This is a genomic window from Geobacillus zalihae NBRC 101842, assembly GCF_001544135.1.
GTDB classification, from domain to species: Bacteria; Bacillota; Bacilli; order Bacillales; family Anoxybacillaceae; genus Geobacillus; species Geobacillus zalihae.
Genome location: NZ_BCPV01000083.1, coordinates 1 through 13,593, shown reverse-complemented (window position 1 = coordinate 13,593; position 13,593 = coordinate 1). Strand labels below are relative to the sequence as shown.

Genomic DNA, 13,593 nt, shown 5'->3' with positions numbered 1-13,593 from the left:
TGTGAGTTATTAGACAAATTTCCCTTCTCATATAGTTTTACAAAATATGATGGGGAGGGGTACGAATGAAGCTTGATGGGATTTGGATGGAATCCATTGAATTAGATAAAATTGTCCCCATATACGTTGAAAATGTTTCAAAAAGAGCAGTAGAGAAAATGGTCAAAATATTAGAGGGAGGGGATCAGTTAAGCAGCCATGTTATTGTTGAAAAGGATCGAACGGAAGATAAATATTGGTTAGTTGCGGGGTACCCAGAATACTTAGCATATAAAAAAATGAATGAAATGCATAAAAGGTGCCCAAAAATATTTTGCGTTATTCAGCGATATTCGAATGAAACGGAACAACGAATTAAGTTGCTAAGGAGGATGTTCCATCATCAAACAACAAAGTGGTTAGACAAACATATGTTGATTGATCAAATGGTTAATAGCGGAGTAAAGGTTGTCACGATAGCCCGAAAGCTGGGAGTTACTCAAGCTGAGATTGAAAATTATTTTGTCCATCCGGATATTCCTTTTGACATAATCAAAAAAGCCCGGGAAAATGAAGGAAGTTTGATAAACATAGAAAAAATTCGCAAATTGCCAATCCATTCAATGCTTAAACACAAGTTATATCAGCAAGCAGTATTACCAAAAAGTCACCCTGACCGATTGGTGATGTATAAAAGTTTGTGTAAAACATTTTGCTAGAACAAAAGAAAAAAGGTAGGGTATTCTCTGATTGGACCAAAAATCTTAGAGAAAGGAGAACCCTACCTATGTCTAAAAGAAGTATACCGAATGTCGACTGGGCAAATCAACTGGAAAGTGTTATTCGTCAATTTGTGAAAGAAAAATTAGAGCTGATTATGCGGGAAGAAATCAAACATTTCCTCGAAATCGAACAGGCTCGAACACCGAATAGGAGAAACGGCTGCTATCTCCGTTGTGTTCGGAAAAAAGATCAATTCGAAATGGCGGAGGACCTGAAACTCATTTATCGTTCTCCGAATAAAGAAATCGCATTGGAGATGTTTCAACAGTTTCAATCCAAATGGTCTCACAAATACCCAAGGGAAGTCCAATCGTGGGCAAATGAGTTGGATGTCCTTCTCACCTTTATGGACTATCCGAGCAGTATTCGAAGTGTGATTTATACAACCAATGCCATTGAACGAACGATCAAAGAGATTCGGAAACGTCTAAAGCCGATGAACAGTTTGAGCAGTTTAGAAGCCGCGGAAAAAGTCGTGTATTTGACCATCCAAGATTTTAATGAGAAATGGGCAGGGCGAAAGTTAAGAGGATTTGCCGAAGCACAGGAAGCCCTCGAGCGAATGTTTGAAGAACGTTACAATTAACCAAATAATGTAAATATCAAACCAATACGATAAGGGGATTCTCCCTTTCTGCGCAATAGACTGAATATTCAGTCCCTCGTGTGGAGGAAACTAGTCCCCTATCCATTCCAAATCCATTTCAGAGATACCCTATCTATCTTGCATTACACAAAATTCTTGACGGTACCTATTATAACTGATCATATTATAGTTGACTAATATAATATGTTGATTTAGCTTTATAAATTGACAATATTTTGAACAATTTATTATTACGCTGAATATGTCCACCCCTTATGATATATTAGTCATGTCTAATGTTATAAGAGGTGACAAGGATGAAATATAAGGGAATGATTGTTTTACTTCTGCTCACTTTGATCATTTCGGCTTGCAGTTCCAATAAAGAACAATCACATCAAGAGCATTCTTCCAATGGGGATTTGCAAGAAAAAACTGCTTCTGCTGACGTTTTACCGACCTTTTTGAAAGGTCAAAGTGAAGAGGTCCGCTTGGTATATCAAGCTGCTGGCAAATCAATAGAGTTGTTACAATGGATTCCTTGTTATTGCGGTTGTGCCGAGAGTGCGGGACATAAAAGTAGTATGAATTGCTTTGTCAAAAAAATCAATAAAGATGGTTCTGTTGTCTGGGATGACCACGGTACTCGTTGTGGTGTTTGCTTACAAATCGCAGCGGAATCCATTAAAATGAAACAAGAAGGTAAGTCTATAAAGGAAATTCGCCATTACATTGATGAAAAGTACAAAGAAGGTTACGCAAAACCAACTAAAACTCCAATGCCTTTATAATAAACAAACCTCACTTTTCCGAAAACGAAGGCTTTACAATCCTCCCACGGTGGAGGATTTTTTGTTTTCTTAAGGCATATTTTATAAGTTTGGCAGATATAAAAGTAAAGACAACTTATATAGATGCAACGAAGAAGTTTACCATATCCTTGACGGAAAAGCGGTTTATCCCTTTTCGACTGTCGCAGGCAAGCCACAGGCTTCTCCGTCACGCCTTGGCGTGACGGAGAACAGAACAACCGCCTGCTTCACAGACTCATATATGTGTCTGTGAAGCGGCGTTGTTCGGTCGCCCGACAGTCGATCAAACGCCCGCTAAAAGCTGCAAATGGTAAAGCTTCAAATTGCATCTATATAGTACAAGGGGGATGATGGATGAACTCACTTTGGCTTTTAGGGTTTTCTGCTTCTGCTATTGGAATGTTATCTGGCGGAGTGATTGCTTGGTTGTTTAAAGGCTGGCAAAAAGGAACGCCAACCATTTTTTCAGTATGTAGTGGTATGATATTTGGACTGGTCACGATGGAAATTTTGCCTGAAAGCATAGAAATTGGAGGTTGGTTTATTGCTATTGTCGGATTGATTTTTGGTTATTTTATTTATAAGCATCTAGAAAAGGTTTCCCATCATGTGATCATTATTACCAATGACGCTAAAAAAGACTTATTTGTACATTCTGGTCTATTTTTAACATTCAGTATTGCCCTACACAATTTTCCAACAGGCATCGCACTTGGAGCCAATACTCACGATTCATTGACTAAACCAATGATGACTGCGATTATGCTTCACAATATTCCAGAAGGTATTGCTGTTTTTACTCCCTTGCTGATGGCTGGGTTTGGAATTCTCAGCATCATACTTGGGGCAACCATAGCCTCCGCCCCCGTAGGAGTTGGAGCCTTCATAGGAAGCAATTATGGAATGGGGGTCCCTTGGCTAGTAGCAATGATTATCGCGTTGGCGATGGGGGTCATGCTTTCCGTGACGGGAAAAGAGATTTTCGGAACAGCTTTACGCACATCTACAAAAATATACTGCGTTATCATAGCTATAATCGGTTTTGTATTGGTTTCATTTTACTTATTTTTTCTGTAGGCTCTGTTAAAAGCATGGTTGTTTTCCATGGAAAGACGAATGAACTCCCATCATCTGTGGTGAAGCTCGCTCTAAGGATGACTAACTGGCAATAATGTTCCATTATAGGTATAGTTTTTTTGGGGTAAAGATTTTCGATAGAACCTTTCCCCCATTTATTTGATTAGTGCTGATATTCTCCTTGATTAGATAGATAAAACATTCGCTTTTTAAACATAAAGAACAAAAAGATGGCACGAACAAATAAATCTATAGCTATCGATAACCAAACACCAACTATACCCATTCCTAATTGAATTCCCAATATATAAACACCTACAACACGAATGATCCACATTCCTATAGCTGTACTGTACATTGGACTTTTGGTATCTCCTGCCCCCTGTAAAGCACCTGCTAAAACTAAGCCAACAGCCAACGCTGGTTGAGCAAATGCATCAATTCTTAATGCCGTAGTCACCATATCGATTGCGTTTTTATCTGTGGTAAACCAAGCTGCGAACCAAGGTGAAAAGAAAAACAATATAATTCCGACGAAGGACATAAACCCTACGGCAATTCCTGTGGTTAGCATTCCGTATTTATAAGCTTCTTTTTCAAGTTTAGCCCCAATGCTTTGCCCTACCAATGTCGTAGCAGCTACAGCTAAGCCATAACCCGGCATATAAGAAAAGGTTTCAATATTTCCTGCAATTGTATGAGCGGCATAGGTTTCGGTACCGATTCGGACAATCAATCCAAAATAGAGTACCTGACCCAAACGCATAATAAGCCTTTCTGCTGCTGCCGGTCCAGATAACTTTAAAATTGGAGAAGTAAATGATTTACTTGACGTACCGCCAAAAATCGAGAAAGAAACTTTGGACTTTTTAATGTAATAATAAAGAGCGATTGCACCTAGAATACGAACAATTACCGTTGCCCAAGCTGCACCGGCAACCCCAAACCCATTAAACCCTAGTCCGAATATGAGGATGTAATCTAATGCAATATGAATAAAATTAATCCACCAACTAACTTTCATTGGTGTTTTTGTATCCCCAGCAGCTCTTAAAATACTTCCAAAAATAAACATAAGGGAAATGAAAATGGATGGTCCCGCAACAATACGAAAATAAACGGTTCCATCAGCCAAAACATTGGGTTCCGCACCCATTATTCGAAGTAGTGGTTCAGCAAACAATAAAGTAATAATACCCAATAATAAGCCTGCTATAGAAGAAATCCAAGTTGATTGTTTTGCTACAGCCTTTGCCTTTTCAAAATCCCCGGCTCCTATATAACGAGCAACAAGCGAGGACGTACCTACTCCGATTGCCATAAAAACCGCGATATATACAGCTAAGACAGCATTAGCCACACCAACTGCGGTGACTTCATTTAATCCGAGTTTAGAAACAAAAAGAGTATCGACAAAACCAACCACAGTTTGGAGAATATTTTCAATCATGGCTGGAACAGCCAAGGAAATGATCATGGAAATCTTTTGTTTGGTTGTTTGCTCCTGAATAATGCGTTCTGAAAGCATATCAATCACTTCCTAACGTATGAAATTATCTAAAGCTTTTTTAAATCGTTTAATACTTGATCTTCATTGCCTTGGTGTACGGCATCAACAAGACAACTTTCCATATGGTCTGCAAAGATCACTTTTGCCGTGCTATCCAAAGCTTTTCTAACTGCTGCAATTTGCAAAAGAATATCTGGACAATCACGCCCTTCAGCAGCCATTTCCTTAATAGCTCTAACGTGTCCTTCGATTCTTGCTAATCGGTTAATAACTTGTTTTCGGTATTTATGTTCATGATTGTGTCGATGACTATGTTCACGATTTTTTTCACTCATACTAATCCCTCCTTAAATAATAATATCCCCCCATGGGGGATATGTCATTATAAAAAATCCCACCTAAAAAAGATGAATCTTTACATCATGAAGTCACCTATTGCACTAACGGGAATCGATAGTTCAAGATGGAAAAGAAAAAAGACCGACATAAAATAACGGGTTCAGTTAAGAGGTGGAAAGATTAAAATGACAAGCAAATTGGCGTTCAAACTTAAAACAGTTTTGGAACGTCTTTTTTCTTGTCATATCACAAGACATCGCTAAAAATATGAAAGCGGATGTGACACAACTAAAATGTGGGGATGATATGGTATACAGAACGTAACAAGGAGGATGCTAAAAATGAAACCCAAAACGAACAATAAAAAGCGGTCATTTTGAATCGATCGATAAACTGCATTCATACGGAGGTTTCTAATGAACAGGGATAAAGACAAGAAAGAAACAGAAAAAAAAGAGGAACAAATACAACAAACAAGTAATGAGGATAACGTCATACGGGAACTTGAAGAAGAATTTACAAAAGATGTGCTGATATTTTAAAGGACAGCTCACTGCTGTCCTTTTTATACCCTTAAATCGGCATGTTGCAAGTCCGATTTTTCCACTTGAATGGTCGTATGCAAGATGTGAAATTCTTCTTCAATCCGTTGGATAGACTGTTTCAAAATGTCCTGACTATCCTTGGTATCATCGATGAGCAAATGGCAACTGAGCGAATCCAACCCAGAGGTGATTGTCCAGACGTGTAAATCGTGAACATCTTTTACCCCCTCAATGGACTGAAGCGTTTGCTTTACTTTCTCCATATCAATGGTAATCGGCGTTCCTTCCATCAGGATGTGGAAGGAGCTGCTTACTACACCCCAAGCGCTTTTTAGGATTAATAGCGACACGACAACACTGATGATGGGGTCAGCCACATACCAGCCGAAGAAGTACATTACAATCCCTGCCACGATTGCCCCAACTGCACCTAATGCATCAGAGATAATATGCAAATAGGCACTTCGCACATTTACATTTTCTTTGGTATCACTCTTTTTTGTTAAAATAAATGCGCTAGTCATGTTTGCCAACAATCCAATGGTAGCAATGAGCATCATTGTACCGCTTGAGACTGTTGGAGGTTCAAAAAAACGTTTATAAGCTTCGTAAGAAATAAATCCCGCAATGACGAATAAGAGCAGTCCATTCAACAGAGCTGCCAGTATTTCAAATCGGTAAAAACCGTATGTTTTTCGTGGAGAAGGTGGTCTTGCGGCGAACCACATAGCGACTAAGCTCAAAGCTAGAGAGCCAATATCGCTTAACATATGCCCTGCGTCTGATAATAATGCTAGGCTATTCGTCAATAGTCCGCCAAAGAACTCCAAAACCGTTATCCCCGAAGTAATAAGAAGAGCGATCATTAATCCCTTTTTGTTATCCGGTACGTGGGAATGATTATGATTGTGTCCCATATCATCAGCCTCCTTCCATTCATTATGAGCTAAATCATACATTTTCATTAAAAACATTTCCTAAACTTGACAAAAAAATGAATGTAAAATATGATACATACATATGAACATATGCTCATATATAATAAATAAGGTGAGGGAAATCATCATGAAGACAGAAGACCATTCTTTCTTAAAATCTGAAACCATTGAAAATGTATCGTAAATATTTAAGGTATTATCTGATCCAACAAGAATCAAAATTCTTTATTTGTTATCGCAAGAAGAGTGCAATGTCAATCACATTGCAGAAGTGTTGGAAATGTCTCAATCAGCCGTTTCCCATCAGCTTAGTATGTTACGAAATCTGAGACTGGTTAAGTATCGCCGTGAAGGAAAAACACTGTTTTACTCCTGCGATGACGAACACGTTATTTCATTATTAAAACAAGCCATTGACCATGCTGAACATCATTAAGGAGGCAATTTTATCGTGCATCATCACCACCATCATTCTCACGACCACCATGGTCATCACCATCACCACGGACACCATCACCACGACCACGGCAGAGAAGGTAATAAAAAAGGGCTTACGATTGCCCTTCTCATTACCGCTGGAATTATGTTATTAGAGTTTTTTGGAGGTTTAATCACAAACAGCCTAGCCCTTCTTTCTGACTCTGGTCATATGCTTAGTGATGCCAGTTCACTTGTTCTTAGCTTAGTTGCAATTTGGTTTGCCACCAAACCAGCTTCCCCAAATAAAACGTATGGCTTTTATCGTTTTGAAATTTTAGCCGCTTTATTTAATGGAGTTACCTTGTTTGTTATCGCTGGGTTTATCGTATGGGAGGCTATTCAGCGTTTTTACAACCCACCAACCGTAGCTAGCGGCTCTATGATGCTGATTGCGTCCATTGGACTTTTTGCCAATCTTTTAAGTGCCTGGGCGTTAATGAAAAAAGGGGATGTAAAAAATAATGTCAATCTGCGTAGTGCCTATCTTCATGTGATCGGTGACGCTTTGGGTTCCGTAGGTGCTATCATCGCTGGGCTTGTCATGTGGCTCTTTAGTTGGTATGTCGCTGACCCCATTATTTCCATTTTGGTTGCCTTATTAATCTTGAAAGGCGCTTGGGGAGTGATTAAACATACGGTTCACATTTTGATGGAAGGAACGCCAATTACCATTGACCAAAATGAAGTGAAAAAAGCCTTAGAAAGTATTGAAGGAGTGATTAACGTTCACGACCTTCATATTTGGACAATTACTTCAGGGTTAGACTCATTAAGTTGCCATATTTTGATTGAAGATCATCAAGACAGCCAAAAGGTTTTACAAGAAGCGATCCATTTTATTGAGGACCACTTTAAAATTCAGCATGCAACCATTCAAATTGAAACCTCTCAAATCCATCACGGGGAAATGAAAGTTTAATCCTTTTCAGAAGAGAGGTGATAAAATGCAACACATCGTTGATGTTCTGGTTATCGGTGCTAGTCAGGCAGGACTAGCGATGGGATATTATCTGAAACAAAATAATATATTGTTTGCCATTGTTGGCAAGGAAAATCGAATCGGAGATGTTTGGAGAAACCGATATGATTCCTTAGTTCTTTTTACTCCTCGCTGGTTCAGTTCTTTGCCAGGAATGGCTTTAAAGGGTGACCCGAACGGATATCCAACCAAGGATGAAATTGCCGATTATTTAGAGGATTATGCTCAAAAATTTGAATTACCTATTCATCTGAACACAGAAGTCATTTCCCTTCAAAAAGAAGATGAGATTTTTAAAGTTACAACCAATAATGGTAATTATGTGGCAGAGAAAGTGGTTGTAGCAACGGGTCCTTTCCAAAAGCCATACATTCCACCATTTGCAGAAAGCTTATCCGATAAAGTGTATCAAGTGCATACATCCCGTTATTTGAATCCATCTCAATTACAAGAAGGCTCTGTTTTGGTAGTCGGTGCGGGAAATTCAGGGGCACAAATTGCTGTTGAATTGTCCGAAGACAGAGAAGTTTATTTATCTGTAGGTCATAAAATGAAGTTCTTTCCACTTGAAATAATGGGTAAAAGTATTTTCTGGTGGTTTAAAAAATTAGGTTTATTAAATGTCCATATCAACAGCTCGTTAGGTCAGTTTATCAGTAAGCAAAGTGACCCTATTTTCGGTAAAGAACTGAAACATTTAATACAAGAAGGCAAAATTAAAATTAAACCCAGAACAGAAAGTATTTTAGGAGATGTTATTTCTTTTGCAGATAACAGTCAAATTCAAGTTCAAAATGTCATTTGGGCAACTGGATTTTATTCTGATTACAGTTGGATTCAAATTCCGAATGTTTTAGACCATAGAGGAAAGCCCATTCACCAAAGAGGGGTAACTTCTGTGAAAGGATTGTACTTCTTGGGATTGCCGTGGCAGTATCGAAGGGGATCTGCTCTTATTGGAGGAGTGGGTGCCGATGCAGAGTATTTGATAAATGATATTTTAAACCATTGAAGGTGCTTGCAATGTTGTGGTTAGAACTTTTTATAGCCCTTCTAAGCTTAGCGTAAGTGGGAGAGTATTCATTCAAACATAAGCTTCAAATATCATTAAATGGTTTGAACAAGGTCAGTACCTTGTTCAATATTTTAGCGATCTTAAACTAACAAACGATAAAAGTTTCCATTGACTAAAAAAGTTTCTGATGTACAATTTATTTAGGCAACATTTTCTTTGCTCTTACATATATCTAATTCTAAGTTGTAGGAGCAAATTTTTTTACCCCAAAAGTTTCCTTAATGCAAAATATTTAGCGAAAACCAATCATGAGGTGATCATCATGAGTGAAAATAAAAAAAAACTGCCGTTAGTCGTTGAGGAAGGTTGGAGAAAGAAACGGACACAACCAACATTGCCCGAAGTATATAGAAGTTTGCGTATACCAAAAACGGGTTCTTGGATGAAAAAGTTTCTTGCGTTTGCTGGACCAGGATACTTAGTTGCCGTGGGGTATATGGACCCGGGAAACTGGGCGACTGATATCGCAGGAGGTTCCCAGTTCGGATACACGTTGCTTTCCGTTATTTTGCTTTCCAATTTAATGGCAATATTGCTTCAAGCATTGGCTGGCAAGTTGGGAATTGTAACGGGAAGGGATTTAGCCCAAGCTTGTCGCGACCATTACAGCAAGCCTGTAGCAATGATCTTATGGGTTTTATGCGAGTTGGCAATCGCAGCTTGTGATCTAGCCGAAGTGATCGGTTCGGCAATCGCTTTGAAATTGTTGTTTGGCATTCCGTTAATATATGGAGTGATTATTACAGCTCTGGATGTACTGGTCGTATTGCTATTACAGAATAAAGGGTTTCGTTATATTGAAACGTTGGTAATTGTTTTAATTCTAACCATTGGTGCTTGCTTTGTGACTGAAATCTTTCTTTCTAAGCCAGATGTAGGTGGCATATTGAAGGGATTTGTTCCAAGCCCAGAGATTATTAACAATCCATCCATGCTCTATATTGCAATCGGTATTTTAGGTGCAACCGTAATGCCTCATAATCTTTATCTGCATTCTTCCATTGTGCAGACACGTCAATACGAACAAACCAGCTCGGGTAAACGACAAGCGATCAAATATGCCACTTGGGATTCAACCATTGCACTCTTTTTCGCTTTATTTATTAATGCATCTATCCTTATTGTTTCTGCTGCTACATTCCATAAAGCAGGAATGAAAGATGTTGCGGAGATTGAAGATGCTTATCACTTGCTTGCTCCACTGCTTGGAACAACACTTGGAAGTATTTTATTTGGAGTTGCTTTGTTGGCTTCTGGTCAAAACTCCACATTAACAGGAACCTTAGCTGGTCAAATTGTGATGGAAGGTTTTCTAAACATTCGCCTTCCTGCTTGGTTAAGAAGGCTGATCACTCGATTGATTGCCATTGTCCCAGCCGTTGTTGTAACTGCTCTTTATGGCGAAAGCGGAACGGCTCAATTACTTATTTTGAGCCAAGTTATTCTTTCTTTACAGCTCTCTTTCGCGGTAGTGCCTCTCGTTCAATTCACTAGCGATAAAAAGAAAATGGGCGAGTTCGCAAATCCATTATGGTTGAAAGTTCTTGCTTGGATGGTAGCGATGGTGATTATCAGCTTAAACGCATATTTATTGTTCCAAACATTCTTTGGTTAAGAAATAGTAAACCTCATTATCTTTTTGCGGATAATGAGGTTTATTGTTTTTAGCTAATAGAATTTTTTGATGTAGCTAATTAAATGAAATGCCTGGTAAATATTAGGTTGATTTTTTACATCCAATTCTTTTTTGTTTTTCATTCAAATAAATGTTTGAATAATAAAAGAAATGAGGTATAATATATTCAAACGGAAATTTGAATATGAAAGGGGGATAATGAATGAGTAAGAAAGATACATGTGAAATTTATTGTTATGACGAAGAAAAAGTCAATCGAATACAAGGGGAATTGCAAAAAGAAGATATATCCAGTGTTGTCCTGTTGTTTAAAGCACTGGCAGATGAAAATAGGGCAAAAATTGCCTATTCACTTTGCCAAGATGAAGAGTTATGTGTATGTGATATTGCCAATATCATTGGGGCTTCTGTTGCAACCACTTCCCATCATTTACGGACTCTTTATAAACAAGGGATTGTAAAGTATCGAAAAGAAGGAAAGCTAGCATTTTATTCGCTGGATGATGACCATATTAAGCAGTTAATCATGATTGCGTTAGCACATGATAAAGAGGTGAAAGTCCGTGTCTGAACAACAAGCAAAATTATCTAAATCAGAAGCGAAAACCTACCGTGTTCAAGGATTTACTTGTGCAAACTGTGCGGCAAAGTTTGAAAATAATGTAAAATCATTGCCAGGTGTTCAAGATGCTAAAGTAAACTTTGGAGCATCTAAAATTACCGTTTGGGGTACAACAACCATCGAAGAATTAGAAAAAGCAGGAGCTTTTGAAAACTTAAAGGTTCGGGAAGATAAAGAAAAAGCAGTCAAGCGTGAACCTTTTTGGAAGCAAAAAGAGAACATTAAAGTGTATATTTCCGCCGTTTTGCTTGTGATCAGTTGGTTTTTAGGGAAGCAATACGGAGAAGAGCATATCTTTGCGACAATTGGATATGCTGCAGCAATTTTAATCGGTGGATATTCGTTATTTATAAAAGGTTTCAAAAACCTAGTTCGATTGAATTTTGATATGAATACGCTGATGACAGTGGCGATTTTAGGAGCTGCAGCGATTGGTGAATGGGGAGAAGGTGCAACGGTTGTTATTCTATTCGCCATTAGCGAAGCCTTAGAGCGTTATTCCATGGATAAAGCTCGTCAATCCATTGAATCGTTGATGGATATTGCTCCAAAAGAAGCATTAATTCGTCGCGGAAATGAAGAAATGATGGTCCCTGTTGACGATATTCAAGTCGGAGATATTATGATCGTAAAGCCTGGTCAGAAATTAGCGATGGATGGAATCGTCATCAAGGGTACATCTACGCTAAATCAGGCTGCCATTACGGGAGAAAGTGTTCCAGTAACCAAAACAGTCGGTGATGAAGTCTTTGCAGGAACATTGAATGAAGAAGGGTTATTGGAAGTAAAAGTTACAAAACGAGTGGAAGATACAACTCTTTCGAAAATCATCCATTTAGTGGAAGAAGCTCAAGCAGAACGAGCACCTTCTCAAGCGTTTGTAGATCGTTTTGCCAAATACTATACACCAGCCATTATCATTTTTGCTCTTTTACTAGCCGTTATTCCTCCATTATTTATGGGTGCTGATTGGAGCGAATGGATTTATCGAGGTCTAGCTGTATTAGTGGTTGGTTGTCCGTGTGCGTTGGTTATTTCCACGCCTGTTTCGATTGTAACTGCCATTGGAAATGCAGCGAAAAACGGTGTGTTAATTAAAGGTGGTATTTATTTAGAGGAAGCAGGAAACTTAAAAGTGATTGCTTTTGATAAAACAGGAACATTAACAAAAGGTATTCCTTCCGTCACCGATGTAGTCACTTATAATGGCAATGAAAATGAACTAATGACCATTACAGCAGCCATTGAAAAAGGCTCACAACATCCACTTGCTTCCGCCATTATAAGAAAAGCAGAAGAAGATGGATTGAATTTTAATGATGTATCGGTTGAAGAATTCCAATCCATTACAGGTAAAGGGGTCAAAGCCAAAGTAAATAACGCAATGTATTATGTCGGAAGTCCAGGTCTTTTTGAAGAACTTCTTCCAAATGGCATCCAATCAGAAATAAAAGAACAAATTACAACCCTTCAAATACAAGGGAAAACGGTCATGGCATTAGGAACGGAAAAAGAAATTCTGGCGTTAATTGCCGTGGCAGACGAAATAAGAGAATCATCCAAAGAGGTTATTCGAAAACTTCATCAAGTCGGTATTGAAAAAACGGTGATGCTGACGGGAGATAACCAAAGAACAGCCGAAGCCATCGGAAAACAAGTCGGTGTTTCCGATATTAAAGCCGATTTACTTCCAGAAGATAAACTGAATTTCATCAAAGAGCTTCGCGACAAGTATCGAAGTGTTGCGATGGTTGGAGATGGTGTGAACGATGCACCAGCTCTTGCAGCTTCAACCGTTGGTGTGGCAATGGGTGGTGCTGGAACCGATACAGCCCTTGAAACAGCCGATATTGCTTTAATGTCTGATGATTTAAGTAAATTGCCATATACGATTAAATTGAGCCGCAAGGCTTTAGCAATTATTAAGCAAAACATTACCTTCTCTTTGGGCATTAAGGTGCTGGCGTTATTGTTAATTGTACCTGGTTGGTTAACGTTATGGTTAGCGATATTTGCGGATATGGGAGCAACATTAATCGTAACATTAAACAGCATGCGATTGCTAAATGTGAAAGAATAATGCAATAGTTGAAGAAGACACACAAAAAGACCGAATTTATTTCGGTCTTTTTGTGTGGTTTAAAAATCAACATTGAAATTTAACAAAGCCCTGATTAAAAACAGTCAAAACTAACAAAACAAATGACCTAAATTTTAGAGATCTTACTCACA

Annotated in this window: 13 protein-coding genes and 1 pseudogene; 11 read left to right on the top strand and 3 right to left on the bottom strand. The window is 38.5% G+C overall.

All coding sequences use genetic code 11. The annotated features are described in order from the left end of the window. The first annotated feature begins 65 nt into the window (after window positions 1–65). The 4 genes and pseudogenes from GZ1_RS19705 to GZ1_RS16200 all read left to right on the top strand — a co-directional run bounded on the left by GZ1_RS19705 (window position 66) and on the right by GZ1_RS16200 (window position 3,237). Window positions 66–698, top strand: a complete 633-nt coding sequence (locus tag GZ1_RS19705) for a hypothetical protein (RefSeq protein WP_021322734.1) — start codon at window positions 66–68, stop codon at window positions 696–698. A 230-nt stretch (window positions 699–928) separates the two neighbouring features. After that, window positions 929–1,348, top strand: a pseudogene (locus GZ1_RS16210) (transposase); the annotation flags it as partial. 317 nt (window positions 1,349–1,665) lie between these two features. Continuing rightward, complete coding sequence (locus tag GZ1_RS16205; RefSeq protein WP_011230081.1) at window positions 1,666–2,139, top strand: PCYCGC domain-containing protein; 474 nt, start codon at window positions 1,666–1,668, stop codon at window positions 2,137–2,139. Window positions 2,140–2,514: 375 nt separating this feature from the next. Continuing rightward, on the top strand, window positions 2,515–3,237 hold the full coding sequence (locus tag GZ1_RS16200; RefSeq protein ID WP_020754472.1) for a ZIP family metal transporter: 723 nt from the start codon (window positions 2,515–2,517) through the stop codon (window positions 3,235–3,237). A gap of 163 nt (window positions 3,238–3,400) precedes the next feature. On the opposite strand, the gene GZ1_RS16195 is transcribed toward GZ1_RS16200, so the two are convergent. Together GZ1_RS16195 and GZ1_RS16190 are read right to left on the bottom strand one after the other, a co-directional pair. Next, window positions 3,401–4,765 (bottom strand): MATE family efflux transporter, encoded by a 1,365-nt coding sequence (locus GZ1_RS16195; protein WP_020279754.1) that lies wholly within the window; start codon window positions 4,763–4,765, stop codon window positions 3,401–3,403. Between the two features lie 29 nt (window positions 4,766–4,794). Next, window positions 4,795–5,082, bottom strand: coding sequence for a metal-sensing transcriptional repressor (locus GZ1_RS16190; protein WP_060788883.1), 288 nt, complete (start codon window positions 5,080–5,082; stop codon window positions 4,795–4,797). A gap of 420 nt (window positions 5,083–5,502) precedes the next feature. Between GZ1_RS16190 and GZ1_RS19700 the strand changes: the two genes are divergently transcribed. Then, a complete protein-coding gene (locus tag GZ1_RS19700; RefSeq protein WP_020279753.1) occupies window positions 5,503–5,628 on the top strand; it encodes a hypothetical protein in 126 nt (41 codons plus the stop codon). A 23-nt stretch (window positions 5,629–5,651) separates the two neighbouring features. Here GZ1_RS19700 and GZ1_RS16185 read toward each other — a convergent pair whose 3' ends face one another. Next, window positions 5,652–6,605 (bottom strand): cation diffusion facilitator family transporter, encoded by a 954-nt coding sequence (locus GZ1_RS16185; RefSeq protein ID WP_020279752.1) that lies wholly within the window; start codon window positions 6,603–6,605, stop codon window positions 5,652–5,654. Between the two features lie 148 nt (window positions 6,606–6,753). On the opposite strand from GZ1_RS16185, the gene GZ1_RS18565 reads away from it, so the two are divergent. The 6 genes from GZ1_RS18565 to GZ1_RS16160 all read left to right on the top strand — a co-directional run bounded on the left by GZ1_RS18565 (window position 6,754) and on the right by GZ1_RS16160 (window position 13,441). Then, on the top strand, window positions 6,754–7,005 hold the full coding sequence (locus GZ1_RS18565) for an ArsR/SmtB family transcription factor (protein ID WP_223810962.1): 252 nt from the start codon (window positions 6,754–6,756) through the stop codon (window positions 7,003–7,005). Between the two features lie 12 nt (window positions 7,006–7,017). Then, on the top strand, window positions 7,018–7,968 hold the full coding sequence (locus tag GZ1_RS16180; RefSeq protein WP_025039323.1) for a cation diffusion facilitator family transporter: 951 nt from the start codon (window positions 7,018–7,020) through the stop codon (window positions 7,966–7,968). Window positions 7,969–7,993: 25 nt separating this feature from the next. Next, complete coding sequence (locus GZ1_RS16175) at window positions 7,994–9,040, top strand: flavin-containing monooxygenase (protein ID WP_011230086.1); 1,047 nt, start codon at window positions 7,994–7,996, stop codon at window positions 9,038–9,040. A gap of 325 nt (window positions 9,041–9,365) precedes the next feature. Continuing rightward, window positions 9,366–10,718, top strand: a complete 1,353-nt coding sequence (locus GZ1_RS16170; protein ID WP_021322481.1) for an Nramp family divalent metal transporter — start codon at window positions 9,366–9,368, stop codon at window positions 10,716–10,718. 223 nt (window positions 10,719–10,941) lie between these two features. Continuing rightward, entirely contained in the window at window positions 10,942–11,310 is a 369-nt protein-coding gene (locus GZ1_RS16165; protein ID WP_011230088.1) for an ArsR/SmtB family transcription factor, read from the top strand. Further along, window positions 11,303–13,441 carry a heavy metal translocating P-type ATPase gene (locus GZ1_RS16160; RefSeq protein WP_011230089.1) on the top strand — a complete coding sequence of 713 codons (2,139 nt, stop codon included), beginning with the start codon at window positions 11,303–11,305 and terminating at the stop codon, window positions 13,439–13,441. The genes GZ1_RS16165 and GZ1_RS16160 overlap by 8 nt, the downstream gene beginning before the upstream one ends. Window positions 13,442–13,593: the final 152 nt, after the last annotated feature.

What these genes read in the sequence shown, in the direction of transcription:
- GZ1_RS19705 (WP_021322734.1), top strand. Translation starts at nt 66, where the DNA reads ATGAAGCTTGATGGGATTTGGATGGAATCCATTGAATTAGATAAAATT.
- GZ1_RS16205 (WP_011230081.1), top strand. Translation starts at nt 1,666, where the DNA reads ATGAAATATAAGGGAATGATTGTTTTACTTCTGCTCACTTTGATCATT.
- GZ1_RS16200 (WP_020754472.1), top strand. Translation starts at nt 2,515, where the DNA reads ATGAACTCACTTTGGCTTTTAGGGTTTTCTGCTTCTGCTATTGGAATG.
- GZ1_RS16195 (WP_020279754.1), bottom strand. Translation starts at nt 4,765, where the DNA reads ATGCTTTCAGAACGCATTATTCAGGAGCAAACAACCAAACAAAAGATT.
- GZ1_RS16190 (WP_060788883.1), bottom strand. Translation starts at nt 5,082, where the DNA reads ATGAGTGAAAAAAATCGTGAACATAGTCATCGACACAATCATGAACAT.
- GZ1_RS19700 (WP_020279753.1), top strand. Translation starts at nt 5,503, where the DNA reads ATGAACAGGGATAAAGACAAGAAAGAAACAGAAAAAAAAGAGGAACAA.
- GZ1_RS16185 (WP_020279752.1), bottom strand. Translation starts at nt 6,605, where the DNA reads ATGTTTTTAATGAAAATGTATGATTTAGCTCATAATGAATGGAAGGAG.
- GZ1_RS16175 (WP_011230086.1), top strand. Translation starts at nt 7,994, where the DNA reads ATGCAACACATCGTTGATGTTCTGGTTATCGGTGCTAGTCAGGCAGGA.
- GZ1_RS16170 (WP_021322481.1), top strand. Translation starts at nt 9,366, where the DNA reads ATGAGTGAAAATAAAAAAAAACTGCCGTTAGTCGTTGAGGAAGGTTGG.
- GZ1_RS16165 (WP_011230088.1), top strand. Translation starts at nt 10,942, where the DNA reads ATGAGTAAGAAAGATACATGTGAAATTTATTGTTATGACGAAGAAAAA.